This window comes from Acetobacterium tundrae, assembly GCF_008086615.1.
GTDB classification, from domain to species: domain Bacteria; phylum Bacillota; class Clostridia; order Eubacteriales; family Eubacteriaceae; genus Acetobacterium; species Acetobacterium tundrae.
In genome coordinates this window covers 121914-135861 of record NZ_RXYB01000002.1, presented here as the reverse complement: position 1 = coordinate 135861, position 13948 = coordinate 121914, and the positions used below count along the sequence as shown (strand labels likewise).

Genomic DNA, 13948 nt, shown 5'->3' with positions numbered 1-13948 from the left:
AAAAGACATGATAAAAGGTGTAGGAAAACCTACACCTTAGAGTCTCGACAATCATAAGGTGCAGCAATCATGAAATTTTGCGACAGCTCCTAGTGCTTGTTTATTAATTGTTATTACTATTGGAACGCAATGTGACACTCAATTTCACTTTCCTGAGTGACCAAAACCACCATCGCCTCGTTCACTGGTTTCTAATTCTTCAATGCTGGTGACTTCTGAAAAATCCACTTTTACATACTCAGCAAAAACCATTTGCGCAATTCGCTCACCTGGCTCCAACTGATATGGTCGGTCCAGTAAGTTTATCAAAATAATCTTAATTTCTCCACGATAATCTGGGTCAATCGTTCCGATCCCGTTAACCAATGAAAGTCCGTGCTTAAGAGCCAATCCGCTGCGTGCCCGTATTTGGGCTTCAATTCCTAGCGGCATTTCGATAAAAATTCCGGTCGGAATCTGATAAACTTTCTTAGGCATCACAATCAATTTTCCTTCGATATTCGCTCTCAAATCCACCCCTGCAGAGCCATCGGTTTGATACTCCGGCAACGGGTACTCGGATTTGTTGAAGATCTTGATTTTGCAATTATTAACCATCATTATTCCTTTGGCAACATTGCTTTGCGAGATAAATTAATACGTCCCTGCCCATCTATTTCCATAACTTTAACGGTCACTTCATCACCGATGTTTACCACATCTTCAACTTTGTCGACGCGTTCGTTTGCTAATTTCGAAATATGGATCAAACCATCTTTTCCGCCTGGTAATGATACAAAAGCTCCGAAAGTCATAATCCGGACCACCTTACCGGTTAATACTTCTCCAATTTCTACCACTCGGACAATGTTTTCGATTATTTCCCGTGCCCGTTTTCCAGATTCTGAATCAGTCGAGGCAATGAATACCCGGCCATCATCTTCAATATCAATTTTTACGCCGGTTTCATCAATAATTTTATTAATGACTTTTCCGCCTGAACCGATAACGTCTCTGATTTTATCAGGATTAATCTGCATAATGAAAATCTGCGGCGCATTTGGAGATAATTCTTTTCGCGGTTCTGATATTTCTTCATTCATAATGCCCATAATATGAAGTCTGCCAATACGAGCTTGTTCTAAGGCTTCAGTCAATACTTCTTCACTGATTCCATCGACTTTAATATCCATTTGAATAGCAGTAATGCCATCTGCTGTTCCCGCTACTTTGAAGTCCATATCGCCAAGGGCATCTTCCATTCCCTGAATATCTGAAAGAATAGCAAGTTTATCGCCTTCTTTAATAAGTCCCATGGCAATCCCGGCAACTGTTGCCTTTATCGGTACCCCGGCAGCCATTAGCGAAAGGGAACTTCCGCACACACTACCCTGTGACGTTGATCCGTTTGAGCTTAAGACTTCTGATACCACCCGAATGGCATATGGAAAATCTTCTTCTGATGGCAGCACTGGTAACAACGCACGCTCGGCTAGCGATCCATGACCGATTTCACGGCGACCCGGTCCTCTTGAAGGTCGGGTTTCACCGACGCTGTAGGACGGGAAATTATAATGATGCATATACCGTTTTGATTCTTCGTTTGATATCCCATCAAGTGATTGCGCATCGCCTAAAACACTCAGAGTTGTCACCGACAATACTTGGGTTTCTCCGCGCGTAAACAAACCTGAGCCATGTGGTCTGGCAAGAAAATCAATTTGGGCTGATATTGGCCTGATTTCATTCGTTTTACGATTGTCCGGTCGAATACGTTCTTCAAGAATAAGCCGTCTTATCTCTTTTTTCAAAAGAGATTTAAGAACATCATCAACTTCATTTCCCTTTTCTGGAAAAAGCTCTTCGCAATGTGCTTTTATCAACTCGTTTACTTTATCGATATTTTCCAGTCTTTCAAGTTTGTCTGAAGTATTAACGGCATCCTTTAATCGATCACCGATAAATGAAGCAATTTCATTCTGGACATCTTCAGAAGGCAAAAATAATTTGTATTCCTTTTTTTCTTTTCCGACTGTTGCGATGATTTCTTCCTGAAAAGCCACAATTTTTTTAATTTCTTCATGAGCTAATAAAATTGCATCCAGCATCAGTTTTTCAGAAACTATGTTAGCACCTGCTTCAACCATCATAATGGCCTCTTTGGTTCCTGAAACAACTAAACTAAGATCACTTTTTCCGCGTTGTTCTTCGTTTGGATTAATGATCAACTCTCCGTCAACATAGCCGACTGCGACGGCGCCAGTTGGTCCGTTAAAGGGAATGTCAGAAATCGACAATACAATTGATGATCCGATCATCGCCGCAATTTCTGGGGCATTGTCCTGATCAACCGACATAACGGTTGCGGTAACGGATACATCGTTTCTAAAGCCCTTTGGAAACAAGGGGCGAAGGGGACGATCCATGAGTCTTGAATTTAAAATAGCTCTTTCCGTCGGTCGACCTTCTCGTTTTATAAAGCCTCCCGGAATTTTCCCAACCGAGTATTGTTTTTCTTCATAATCACAGCTTAATGGAAAGAAATCCATTCCTTCACGTGGCTTTTTAGAAGCAGCAGTTACTACTAAAACTTCTGTTTCGCCATATCTAATCATGGCCGCACCTTTTGCAAGCTGTGCTACCTGGCCAATTTCTACCCGGAAAGGGCGTCCGGCAATTTGAGTTTCAAAAATTTTCATTATTTTCTCGCTTTCTATTTATTTTAACCACAAGAAACACGTTTGCGAGTTTCCCGCCGTTCGCAGGCAATGAGTCAAGTGAGTGTGAGGACTCATTTGACTCATTGCCTTCACGTAAAAAAAAGAGGGCGGAATACTCCGCCCCAAATTATTTTCTTAAGCCTAATCTTTGGATTAGTTCACGATATCGATTGATATCTTTGCCTTTTAAATAAGTTAATAATCGTCTTCGTTGTCCTACAAGTTTTAGCAGGCCACGTCGTGAGTGATGATCTTTTTTGTGAATTTGAAGATGTCCGTTAAGATCATTTATTCTTGCTGTCAGCAATGCAATTTGAACTTCTGGTGAACCGGTGTCACCATCATGTCTTTTGTAGTCATTGACTACTGTTTCTTTTACTTCTTTACTAATCATTTTTTTCTCCTTATTTTTCAAATTATCCATGGACCGAGTATTTTGTTGGAGTTTCAAAAAACCAAGTGAATGGAATTAACTTGCTAATTGTATCATAAACACTAAATTATGTAAATAATTTTATTTTATGTAATTTTTCTGAATGTCTTCGATATCACTTTTTATTCGCACAACTAAATCGTCAATCGTATCAAATTTAATCTCATTTCGTATTTTATTCTTAAAGACAATCGTTATTTCTTCATCGTATATATTCTCATCAAAATCATAAATATATGTTTCAATGCTAAAAGGATGTTTTTCAAAGGTTGGATTGCAACCTAAATTTGTTAATCCGTTATAGCATCTTCCGTTATAATAAACATGCGTATAGTAAACCCCAGTGTTCGGTAAAACTATTTTTTTATCCAACTTAATATTTGCCGTTGGAATTCCGTATTGACGTCCCAGCCTTTTCCCCTGAACAACTCTACCGGTTAACGCATAATCACGTCCCAGAAAATCTTTTACTTCTTCAACCTGTCCGCAACTAATCAACTCTCTGATCAAAGTTGAACTGACTGAGTGCTCATCAATAATAAATTGGGGGAGAATCTCCACGGCAAATCCATATTTTTTTCCAAGTTCTGTTAATATCTCTGTCGTTCCTGATCCTTTGTAACCAAAATTATAATTATATCCCACTACGAGTGTTTTCACCTTGTATTTTTTTAAAAGATATTCAGTAATAAATTTTTCAGGAGTCAGTTTCATCAGTCTTTCAGTAAAAGGATTTAAAAATACGTAGTCTAAACCAAATTCGCGCATGATTGACTCTTTTTCGGTGTTTGAAGTAATCAACCATGGTGTGTAATTTGGAAAAATAAGTTCAAGGGGGTGTTCGTTAAAGGTCATCACCCCGGTCTTCAATCCTAATTGATTGCCAATTTCTTTTGTTTTTTTCAGAAGGGCCTGATGTCCCCGGTGTACACCGTCAAAAAAGCCCAGTGCCAAAACAATTTCTTCTCCATGATATAAGGTCTTTGTCATAAATTTTCCTCACAATAATTTGCTGGGTTTTACATAGTTTCCGTCTTCATCATCACAAAAATAGAACTTGCCCATTCCCACCAATTTTTCATTATCATATAACCGTATTATTTCTGATGGTTTAAACTCATCAAACGATTCCACTACATTCCACTGATAAAGCTTGTTACCATTAATTAAAAATTTTTTTCCGTCTTCTGTAGCAGTTATCCGTTTGTATCCATCAAGAGAATATGCTAAAGGATAAATATGCGCATCTAATTGATCATTCGACACTTTTTCTTCAATTTCAGATAATTTAAGTGCTTCTTCAATTAGGAAATCCCCAACCTGATGACGGATCAAATGTCCCATACACCCGTATGTTCCCAGTGCTGTACCGATATCCCGGCATAATGAACGCATATAGGTGCCTTTTGAACAGGTTACCTGTATTATAGCTCTCTGAGTCTTTTCTGAAAATTCCAATAAAGAAAGTTTGGATATATGAACGAGTCGGCTCGGTATTTCAACCTTCTCACCATTTCTGGCGTAGTGGTAAAGCTTTTTTCCATTCACGCGAATCGCTGAGTAGATGGGTGGTTTTTGTGAAATTGTTCCGGAAAATTGCTCTAATGCTTTTTGAAAGACTGCTTGAGTAATGCCCATGTCCGGTTGCTCGTTAACAACAGTTCCAGACAGATCGCAGGTGTCTGTTTCCATCCCCAACACCACTTCTGCTTCATAGACTTTTTCATGATCGGTAATGTACTCGACCATTTTTGTCGCTTTGCCAATACATAGAACAAGAACTCCTTCAGCATCTGGATCAAGAGTTCCTGTATGTCCTATTTTTTTAGTTTTCAATATCTTCCGGGTTTTAAAGACAACATCGTGGGATGTCATCCCTTTCTCTTTATAAACATTGAGATAACCATTATACTGTTTCATATTGTTCACTTTGCTCTTTATAAACTTCCATCAGATCTTCCTTTAAAAGTTCAATATCACCAGTAAAATTAAAACCTGCGGCTCGCTCGTGTCCACCGCCACCATATTTTAAGGCAATTTTATGAATATCATATGGGAATTTTGCACGAAGCGACACTCGGTATTCTCCTGGTCTGACTTCTTTTAATAGGGCTGTAATATCTACCCCAATGGTATTTTGACCGACATTTGCAACATCATCGCTGATATTAATGCTTCCGCCAAACTTCGTAATGGTATCATAATCTAAAACCATGAAGGCAATGGGCACACAGTCCAGAATTTCTAAGGAATGTATGGCTGCCCCGGTCATTTTCATTTGATCCATATTCTTTTGACTATGAAGCCTTTTTGAAAGATTGGCATAGCTTGGTTTGACTTTATAAAGTTCACTTGCAATGATGTGCGTATCAGTCGTCACGTTGGAAAATTGAAAACTTCCCGTATCGGTTGAAATTGCTGTAAAAATCGCATCCGCCATCTCCTCGTCAATTTTAACATCCAATGCCCGCAGGATACGAAATACAATTTCGGCCGTCGCTCCGGTAATTTCAACGAAGTTAAGATCACCGTAATGAGCATTGCTTTTATGGTGGTCAATGACTAATTTCACTTTTGTTTTTGGCATTTTTTTAGGTGAAAATGCAAATTCACCAGTAGAGCAATCCATATATAAAATGACGTCATAGCTTTCTTTCAGTTGTTGATTAAAACACGCGATCTCATTGAAGAAAAGTAATTTATCTTCAATCGGAAGCTCGATATAATAGTCAACGGATTTATTCAACTGCTTCAAACCCTTTCCCATGGCTACCGCAGATCCAATCGCGTCGCCGTCAGGTTTTTGATGAAGTAAAATCAAAAAGTTTTGGTTTTCTTTCAGGCATTCTATTATTTCATCAGGAATTTTCTTCATTATCTTCCTTCGATTCTGTATCATCTTTTATTTCTTTATCATCCTTCAAACTTTTTAAAATTGATTCGATATGCATTCCGTATTCCACTGAATCATCAATTTCAAATATCAATGCCGGTACCGAATGAACGGTAATCACTTTTCCAAGACTGGATCTTAAAAAGCTTTTGGCATTATTCAACAATTCAACTACCGCTTTTTTCTGGGCTTCATCTCCAAAGATACTGACATAAACAGTCGCTGTCTTGAGATCCGGAGTTGCCCTAACCCTGGTAATGCTGACATTGCTGTCTCTGATTCGAGTATCCTTCATTTTATGTATAATGATCAGACTCAATTCTCTTTGAATTTGTCCGTTAATTTTTTCGTTGCGATGAGATGCCATATCATTGACCTCCTTCAGTATGAAAGATAGGACATTTGTCTATCTTTCGATTTTTTCCATTGTAAATGCTTCGATGTTATCGCCAACTTTTAAATCGTTGTATTTTTCGATTCCAATACCACATTCATAGCCGGAATTAACTTCTTTTACATCATCCTTAAAACGTCTCATTGAAGCAATTTTCCCCTCAAATACAACAATGCCATCCCTGATAATTCGAACATCATCATTTCGGTTGATTTTTCCATCTGTTATATAGGTTCCGGCGATGGTACCAATGCTAGGTATTTTGAATACTTCTCTGACCTCTGCATTACCCATGACTTTTTCCCGGAATTCAGGTGCAAGCATGCCTTCCATGGCTTTCTTAATATCTTCAACAGCGTCATAAATGACTCGGTAAAGTCGAATATCAACATCTTCCGTTTCAGCAAGTTTAACAGCATTCTTATCAGGTCTTACATTAAAGCCGATCACAATGGCATTTGAAGTCGCTGCCAGCATAACATCGGTCTCATTAATAGCACCTACGGCACCATGGATCACATTGATTCGTACCGATTCATTATCAAGTTTTTCCAGTGATTGCTTAATTGCTTCGATTGACCCCTGAACATCTGCTTTGATGATAATATTAACATCTTGGATATTACCATCCTGGATCTGGCTGAAAAGATCATCCAATGAAATATTTGAACGACGTTGTCGTTCTCCTTTTTGCATATCTTTTCGTTTTTCTGCCAATTGTCGAGCTTCTTTTTCATTTTCCAGCACAATAAAATCATCGCCAGCTATCGGAATATCGGATAAACCCGAAATTTCAACGGGTGTAGAAGGTCCGGCTTTTTTAAGTCGTTTCCCTTTATCGTCAATCATGGCTTTAATCTTACCATAGGTTATGCCAGTAAGAATGCAGTCCCCGACATGCAAGGTTCCTTGTTGAACAAGTAAAGATGCTACTGGACCTTTGCCCCGTTTCACCTGCGCTTCAATAACTGTTCCTCTGGCTTCACGTGTTGGATCCGCTTTTAATTCTTCTACCTCAGCCATCAGTATAATCATCTCTAATAGTGCGTCAATTCCTTCGCCTGTTTTTGCTGAAACCAAAACGGCGATCGTTTCTCCGCCCCATTCTTCAACGACAAGGCCATATTCTGTTAATTCTTGTTTGACGCGATCAGGATTTGCTCCCGGTTTATCAATTTTGTTAATGGCAACCAGAATTGGAACACCGGCCGCCTTAGCATGATTAATTGCCTCAATTGTCTGTGGCATGACACCATCATCCGCCGCAACAACCAATACCGCAATATCCGTTATTTGTGCCCCTCTAGAACGCATCGCTGTAAAAGCTTCATGTCCAGGTGTATCAATAAAGGTAATGGCTTGTTTTTTGATATTTACAGTGTAGGCTCCAATATGCTGAGTAATGCCTCCTGCTTCTCCCGCAATTACATTGGCTTTACGAATACGGTCAAGCAATGATGTTTTCCCGTGATCAACATGTCCCATAACGGTGACAACTGGAGGCCGCAATACTTCATTTCCAGTTTCTTCTTCGTCATATTCCTCAAGAATTTTGGAAACCACATCTTCAATTTCAATAGCCTCAACTTCAAGGTCAAATTCGGCTGCGACGATGGCAGCTGTTTCATAATCAATTTCTTGATTGATGTTAACCATGGAACCAGACGCCATCAATGTTTTGATGATATCCGTTGCGTTTAATTCGAGAATTTCAGCAAGTTCCCCAACGGTTAGAATGTCAGGAATTTCAAAAACTTGATTCAATTGAACTGTTTTCTTTTTTTCATCCTTAATTCGTTTGTAAACGCTTCGTGCCGTTTTTTCTTTTTTGCTATGATCTCTCACCTTAGGTTGTTGTCCCTGGTTTGCCGATACCGGTCGTTTTTTATCTTCTGTTTTCTTAGGCACATTGCCCCCTGTATTTTTTTGACTTTTTTGATTGCTTTGATTGCTTTGATTGCTTTGATTTTTTTGTGGTGCCTTTTGTGGTACTTTTGGTGGTACTTTTCCGGTTTGAGTTTCTTTTTTTGATGTGCTTTGAAACTTTTGATTCTCATTATCTTGTGAAACTTCTTTTTTATTATCTGCTTCTAAATCCGCCAGATATTTATCTTTATCAAATTTCTCTTCAAACTCGGCTACTTGTTGATCAGTCAGGGCACTCATATGATTTTTTACAGGAATATTGTGTTTATTTAAAATAGCTACGAATTCCTTGCTGGGGATATTATATTTTTTTGCAAAATCGTATACTCTTAATTTTGACATATTATTCCTCCCTTCAAATTTTTATTTATTTATTTGTTCATTTTTACTTTTTCCATTAGCTGCTGACGAACGGCATCAACAACTTCCTTATCTACTTTTCTTTTAAATGCACGTTCCAGGTAATTTTTATTCAAAAATTGATCCACGCAAGCTTCGGATGTGCACACATAGGCGCCACGTCCATTCGCTTTTCCCGTGGAATCAAAAAAAATTTCTCCAGATTTATCTGACACAATCCTTAATAAGTCCCGTTTATCAAATTTCGAATGGCATATAACACAGGTTCTCTGTGGAATTTTTTTCATATATTACCTCTCTGACATCGATCTTTTTTAATATTATAGCATAAAAAGCTATAATATTGATTAAACCTTTAACTTTCTAGCTCAAGCTCATCTGCAAGTTTAGGTTCTGGTTCTGGTTCTGGTTCAGGTTCTTCTACTAATTCAAGGTTTTCCGCAAAGTCAAGTTCTTCTGCCACCTCAAGTTCTTCCAACTCGAGTTCTTCTTTTAGTTCTAATAGAATATCTTCATTTTCATTATCTGATTTTTTATCAATCTGATATTTGCTGGCATAATCAAGTTTGCTTTTAATATCAATTTTCCAACCGGTAAGTTTTGCTGCTAACCTTACATTCTGTCCTTCTTTACCAATTGCCAGTGAAAGTTGATAATCGTCCACAATGGCAATGGCTGCCTTTTCATCTTTATTCGGTAAAACTTGAACAACTTTTGCCGGGCTTAATGCATTTGAAAGATACTCATCGATATTTTCACTCCATTTAATGACATCGATCTTTTCTCCTCTTAATTCATTAATGATATTTTGTACCCGAACGCCCTTTTGTCCGACACAAGCTCCAACTGGATCAATACTCGGATCATTGGCTTTTACAGCCACCTTTGTTCTCGAACCGGCTTCTCGGGATATGGAAATAATGTCCACAATACCATCAAATATTTCGGGTACTTCTGATTCAAACAAGCGTTTCACTAATCCTGGATGGGTTCTTGATACATTAACCTGAGGACCTTTTGTTGTTTTCTTAACCATCAATAAATATACTTTTATTCTTTGGTTAATGTCATATGCTTCTCCCGGTATTTGTTCCGATGGCAACATCACTGCTTCAAGTTTTCCAACTTCAACATAAACAACACCTTTTTCAACCCGTTTGATAATTCCGGTTAAAACTTCATCTTGTCTTTCAAGATAATCATTATAAATGATATTTCGTTCAGCCTCTTTAATTCGCTGAATAATTAGCTGTTTTGCATTTTGTGCAGCAATTCTGCCAAAATCTCTGGGTCTTACTTCTTTACGAAAGAAGTCTCCGATATTATAGTTCGGATCAATTTCTCTAGCTTTATCGAGTGAAATCTGATTTTGATCATTTTCCGGTATTTCGACAATTTCTTTCATCGCGTATACTTGAATATCCCCGGATTCACGATCAATATTAATTTCCACATTATGTGCATTTCCATAATTTTTTTTATATGCCGTGGTGATCGCTGCCTCAATGGCTTGAATTAATTCTTCTTTATCAATTGATTTCTCTTCTTGAATTACATCTAGAGCTCTAATAAACTCCGCATTCATAATTGTTTTTTCCGCCTTCCATGTTATTCAGCAGTTGGATGAGGATTAAAATTTAACTCATCCAATAGATTTGCTTTTGCTATTTTATTATTTTCCAGTTCTAATATTTCACCTGTTTCAAGTTCAAGGGAAAGAGCTTCAGGTGTATATGTCTTTAATACCCCTTGAAAATCTTTCTTCCCATTTAAAGGTGCAAAAAGATGAATGGCAATTTTCTTATTGATACTCGCCATAAAATGCCGGTCTTTTTTCAATGGCCGATCAATCCCCGGAGAAGAGACTTCCAAAAAATAGCCTTGTTCAATCGGATCTTTTTCGTCTAAAACTTCACTCACTTTTCGGCTGACTTTTTCGCAGTCGTCCATTGTGATACCTTTTTCTGAATCAATATAGAGAATTAAGTACCAATCTTTTCCACCTTTTTCAAAGGTGAGATCCGCTAATTCATAATCAAGTGATTCTACAACTGGAGCAATCAGTTCTTCTAAAAAAACTTCTTTAGATATTTTTTTCATAGTTAATCCTTTTTGTTATAATTGTGTATTTATCAATCTTTAAATTAATAGTTAACCGCCTGCCTTAAAAGAGTCACCCTATAGGCGCGTTTAGCATTGGGTCCCGGGCAGTCTTTATTATCTGAATATAAGCATTTGTTTGACCTGTGCCTGCGCGTAAAATAGTTAAGAGTGGGTCTCCCCACTCTTAATGAAATACTATTTAATTGAATAAACAATTAAAAAAATCATATCTCATAAAAACAACTAAACTTCTAAAATTTCGATCTCTTTATCTTTTAGAATCTGTTCAATGTTTTTAATCTCATCGTCCGTTACTTTTTGGATTTCCTTCTCACCCTGTTTTAAATCATCTTCGGTGATCAATCCTTCTTTTTGGCCATCTTTCAAATCCTGTATGGCATGTCTGCGGATATTTCGCATTGTTACCTTACATTCTTCGCCATATTTTTTAACCAGTTTAACTAATTCTTTGCGGCGTTCTTCGGTAAGCTGTGGAATCAGCAAACGGATGATTTTGCCATCATTTGATGGGTTAAAACCAAGATCGGATTTAAGAATGCCTTTTTCTATGGCTGATATTGACGTGGCATCATAGGGTTGTATGACAATCATTCTCGCCTCAGGCGTACTGATGTTGGCAAGCTGATTTAAGCTGGTTGGTGAGCCATAATAATCTACCATGACTCTGTCAAGTATCCGGGGATTCGCTCGACCTGCCCTTAAACTGCCTAAACTTTCGTTTAGATTTATCAGTGCTTTTTCCATTTTCTCATTTGTTGTTGCCTTAATCTCATTTACCATCTTCTAAACCTCCTGAATAATTGTTCCGATTTTTTCGCCCATAACGGCACGTAAAATATTTTTCGGTTCATTTAAACCAAATACTAGAATGGGAATGTGATTATCCATACACAGTGATGTTGCAGTGGAATCCATAACCTTCAAGCCTTTGTTCAGCACATCAATGTATGTTAATTCTGTATATTTTTTCGCCTCTGGATTGACTAATGGATCGGAGTCATATACAGCATCAATACTTTTTGCCAGTAAAATAATTTCCGCATCAATTTCTGCCGCTCTTAAAGCCGCAGTGGTATCCGTTGTAAAGAAGGGATTCCCGGTACCTGAAGCAAAAATAACAATTCTTCTTTTTTCGAGGTGGCGAATTGCTTTCCTCCGAATATATGGTTCAGCAATCTGTTTCATTTCAATGGCGGTTTGAACCCGGACAGGAACGCCCATTTCTTCAAGCACATCCTGGAGTCCCAGCGCATTGATGCAAGTTGCCAGCATTCCCATATAGTCCGCGGTTGATTTATCCATGCCTTCACCACTGCGTCCGCGCCAAAAATTCCCCCCGCCAACAACAATGGCAATCTCAACTCCCAGATCAAAAACTTCTTTGATCTGCCTACATATGGATTCTACTGTTGGCGTATCGATTCCATGACTTGCGCTGCCAGCTAATGCTTCACCGCTTAATTTAATGATTACACGTTTATATTTTGGTTCCATGAAACCCCCCCTTCCTTTTTTTCCATTATATCGTAATTATCTGAAATTTACAATGCTGTCAACTGTAAAAAAAGAACACGAATGTGTCCTTTTTTACAGTTTATGCTTTAATTTGTTTGGCAACTTCCTCAGCAAAATTTTCTTCTTTTTTCTCTAAACCCTCGCCCATTTGAAAACGAGCAAATCGTCTGATTTTTACGTTTTCGCCAATCGTCATGATTTGTTCTTTTACCAAATCTCCGATTGTTATATCAGGATTTTTTACAAAAGGTTGTTCCAGAAGACAGATTTCTTTATAGAATTTACTGATACGTCCTTCAACCATTTTTTCAATAATTTTTTCAGGTTTTCCTTCATTTAAGGCTTGAACACGAAGAATTTCTTTTTCTTTTTCCAACTCTTCATCTGGCACTTCTTCTTTAGTGACATATAAAGGATTTGTTGCTGCAATATGCATTGCAACATCTTTAACAAAAGTTTTAAATCCATCAGTTTTTGCAACAAAATCTGTTTCACAATTTATTTCAACCAAAACACCAATTTTTCCACCCATGTGTATATAGGATTCAACGATGCCTTCTGCTGCAATACGTCCTGATTTTTTATTTGTTGCTGCTAAACCTTTTTCTCTTAACACGATCATTGCTTCTTCGATAACTCCATCTGTTTCTACTAAAGCATTTTTACAGTCCATCATGCCTGCGCCGCTTTTGGCTCTTAATTCTTTTACTAATTTTGCGTCCACGTTTATCCTCCTGGTAAGTTTTAAAAATTATTCTGCTTCGACAACTGGTGCTACTTCAACAACTGGTGCTGCTTCTACAACTGTTGCAGTTTCAGCAATTGGGGCAGTTTCAGCAATTGGGGCTGCTTCAACGACTGCTTCAGCTACTGCTACAGGTGCCACTACAATTTCTTCTTCAACTTGTTCGCCCTGACGTCCTTCGATAATTGCATCGGAGATAACCGATAAAATTAAGGCTACGGCCCGAATAGCATCATCGTTACCAGGAATGATATAATCAATTTCGTCTGGATCACAATTGGTATCAACGATTCCGATAATTGGAATACCTAATTTTTTAGCTTCGGCTATTGCAATTCTTTCTTTTTTTGTATCAATAACAAAAATTGCGCCTGGTACACCTTTCATCTCTTTGATGCCGCCTAAGAATTTTTGTAATTTTTCACGCAGACGTTTTAACTTAATAACTTCTTTTTTAGGTAAAAGATCGAAAGTTCCATCTTCTTCCATTTGTTCTAATTCATTCAATTTATCAATTCGTTTGCTGATCGTTCCAAAGTTTGTTAAAGTTCCACCTAACCAACGGTGATTAACACAGTAGCTTCCGCTACGTTTTGCTTCTCTTTCAATACTGGTTTGCGCTTGTTTTTTTGTTCCAACGAAAAGAATTTCTTCACCGTTTGCTGATAATTCTTTTACGAAATTATATGCTTTTTCAATTCTCTTCACAGTTTGTTGTAAATCGATGATATAAATCCCGTTTCTTTCTGTGAAAATGTATGGAGCCATTTTTGGATTCCATCGTCTTGTCTGATGCCCAAAATGCACCCCTGCTTCTAAAAGTTGTTTCATCGAAACACATGCCATAATCTTATTCCTC

15 protein-coding genes are annotated in these 13948 nt (G+C 37.9%); all 15 read right to left on the bottom strand.

Annotated elements, in window-relative coordinates:
* Window positions 1–144: 144 nt before the first annotated feature.
* The 15 genes from dut to rpsB all read right to left on the bottom strand — a co-directional run bounded on the left by dut (window position 145) and on the right by rpsB (window position 13935).
* Entirely contained in the window at window positions 145–597 is a 453-nt protein-coding gene (gene dut / locus FZC40_RS02170; protein ID WP_148602303.1) for a dUTP diphosphatase, read from the bottom strand.
* Between the two features lie 2 nt (window positions 598–599).
* Window positions 600–2678 carry a polyribonucleotide nucleotidyltransferase gene (locus tag FZC40_RS02165; RefSeq protein WP_148602302.1) on the bottom strand — a complete coding sequence of 693 codons (2079 nt, stop codon included), beginning with the start codon at window positions 2676–2678 and terminating at the stop codon, window positions 600–602.
* Window positions 2679–2826: 148 nt separating this feature from the next.
* Window positions 2827–3093 carry a 30S ribosomal protein S15 gene (gene rpsO / locus FZC40_RS02160; RefSeq protein ID WP_148567190.1) on the bottom strand — a complete coding sequence of 89 codons (267 nt, stop codon included), beginning with the start codon at window positions 3091–3093 and terminating at the stop codon, window positions 2827–2829.
* A 120-nt stretch (window positions 3094–3213) separates the two neighbouring features.
* Window positions 3214–4122: a bifunctional riboflavin kinase/FAD synthetase gene (locus tag FZC40_RS02155; RefSeq protein ID WP_148602301.1), complete on the bottom strand. Its 909-nt coding sequence runs from the start codon at window positions 4120–4122 to the stop codon at window positions 3214–3216.
* 9 nt (window positions 4123–4131) lie between these two features.
* A complete protein-coding gene (gene truB, locus FZC40_RS02150; protein WP_148602300.1) occupies window positions 4132–5052 on the bottom strand; it encodes a tRNA pseudouridine(55) synthase TruB in 921 nt (306 codons plus the stop codon).
* Complete coding sequence (locus tag FZC40_RS02145; RefSeq protein ID WP_148602299.1) at window positions 5039–6007, bottom strand: DHH family phosphoesterase; 969 nt, start codon at window positions 6005–6007, stop codon at window positions 5039–5041. The genes truB and FZC40_RS02145 overlap by 14 nt, the downstream gene beginning before the upstream one ends.
* Window positions 5991–6392 carry a 30S ribosome-binding factor RbfA gene (gene rbfA / locus FZC40_RS02140; RefSeq protein WP_148602298.1) on the bottom strand — a complete coding sequence of 134 codons (402 nt, stop codon included), beginning with the start codon at window positions 6390–6392 and terminating at the stop codon, window positions 5991–5993. The genes FZC40_RS02145 and rbfA overlap by 17 nt, the downstream gene beginning before the upstream one ends.
* 39 nt (window positions 6393–6431) lie before the next feature.
* On the bottom strand, window positions 6432–8687 hold the full coding sequence (gene infB / locus FZC40_RS02135) for a translation initiation factor IF-2 (protein ID WP_148602297.1): 2256 nt from the start codon (window positions 8685–8687) through the stop codon (window positions 6432–6434).
* A gap of 29 nt (window positions 8688–8716) precedes the next feature.
* Window positions 8717–8992: an RNase P modulator RnpM gene (rnpM, locus tag FZC40_RS02130; protein ID WP_148602296.1), complete on the bottom strand. Its 276-nt coding sequence runs from the start codon at window positions 8990–8992 to the stop codon at window positions 8717–8719.
* A 68-nt stretch (window positions 8993–9060) separates the two neighbouring features.
* The gene (nusA, locus tag FZC40_RS02125; RefSeq protein ID WP_148602295.1) at window positions 9061–10290 is read right to left on the bottom strand and encodes a transcription termination factor NusA; all 1230 of its coding nucleotides are present in this window, start codon (window positions 10288–10290) and stop codon (window positions 9061–9063) included.
* A 23-nt stretch (window positions 10291–10313) separates the two neighbouring features.
* Window positions 10314–10805 (bottom strand): ribosome maturation factor RimP, encoded by a 492-nt coding sequence (gene rimP / locus FZC40_RS02120; protein ID WP_148602294.1) that lies wholly within the window; start codon window positions 10803–10805, stop codon window positions 10314–10316.
* A gap of 246 nt (window positions 10806–11051) precedes the next feature.
* The gene (gene frr, locus FZC40_RS02115) at window positions 11052–11609 is read right to left on the bottom strand and encodes a ribosome recycling factor (protein ID WP_148602293.1); all 558 of its coding nucleotides are present in this window, start codon (window positions 11607–11609) and stop codon (window positions 11052–11054) included.
* A gap of 3 nt (window positions 11610–11612) precedes the next feature.
* Window positions 11613–12323: a UMP kinase gene (pyrH, locus tag FZC40_RS02110; protein ID WP_148602292.1), complete on the bottom strand. Its 711-nt coding sequence runs from the start codon at window positions 12321–12323 to the stop codon at window positions 11613–11615.
* A gap of 100 nt (window positions 12324–12423) precedes the next feature.
* A complete protein-coding gene (gene tsf, locus FZC40_RS02105; protein ID WP_337959673.1) occupies window positions 12424–13068 on the bottom strand; it encodes a translation elongation factor Ts in 645 nt (214 codons plus the stop codon).
* Between the two features lie 27 nt (window positions 13069–13095).
* The gene (gene rpsB / locus FZC40_RS02100; protein ID WP_243135721.1) at window positions 13096–13935 is read right to left on the bottom strand and encodes a 30S ribosomal protein S2; all 840 of its coding nucleotides are present in this window, start codon (window positions 13933–13935) and stop codon (window positions 13096–13098) included.
* Window positions 13936–13948: the final 13 nt, after the last annotated feature.

Bases quoted from the DNA above. Each gene is read 5' to 3' on its own strand.
- FZC40_RS02145 (WP_148602299.1), bottom strand. From the start codon at position 6,007: ATGAAGAAAATTCCTGATGAAATAATAGAATGCCTGAAAGAAAACCAA.
- FZC40_RS02165 (WP_148602302.1), bottom strand. From the start codon at position 2,678: ATGAAAATTTTTGAAACTCAAATTGCCGGACGCCCTTTCCGGGTAGAA.
- rbfA (WP_148602298.1), bottom strand. From the start codon at position 6,392: ATGGCATCTCATCGCAACGAAAAAATTAACGGACAAATTCAAAGAGAA.
- dut (WP_148602303.1), bottom strand. From the start codon at position 597: ATGGTTAATAATTGCAAAATCAAGATCTTCAACAAATCCGAGTACCCG.
- frr (WP_148602293.1), bottom strand. From the start codon at position 11,609: ATGGTAAATGAGATTAAGGCAACAACAAATGAGAAAATGGAAAAAGCA.
- pyrH (WP_148602292.1), bottom strand. From the start codon at position 12,323: ATGGAACCAAAATATAAACGTGTAATCATTAAATTAAGCGGTGAAGCA.
- rimP (WP_148602294.1), bottom strand. From the start codon at position 10,805: ATGAAAAAAATATCTAAAGAAGTTTTTTTAGAAGAACTGATTGCTCCA.
- nusA (WP_148602295.1), bottom strand. From the start codon at position 10,290: ATGAATGCGGAGTTTATTAGAGCTCTAGATGTAATTCAAGAAGAGAAA.
- rnpM (WP_148602296.1), bottom strand. From the start codon at position 8,992: ATGAAAAAAATTCCACAGAGAACCTGTGTTATATGCCATTCGAAATTT.
- rpsO (WP_148567190.1), bottom strand. From the start codon at position 3,093: ATGATTAGTAAAGAAGTAAAAGAAACAGTAGTCAATGACTACAAAAGA.
- truB (WP_148602300.1), bottom strand. From the start codon at position 5,052: ATGAAACAGTATAATGGTTATCTCAATGTTTATAAAGAGAAAGGGATG.
- rpsB (WP_243135721.1), bottom strand. From the start codon at position 13,935: ATGGCATGTGTTTCGATGAAACAACTTTTAGAAGCAGGGGTGCATTTT.
- FZC40_RS02155 (WP_148602301.1), bottom strand. From the start codon at position 4,122: ATGACAAAGACCTTATATCATGGAGAAGAAATTGTTTTGGCACTGGGC.
- infB (WP_148602297.1), bottom strand. From the start codon at position 8,687: ATGTCAAAATTAAGAGTATACGATTTTGCAAAAAAATATAATATCCCC.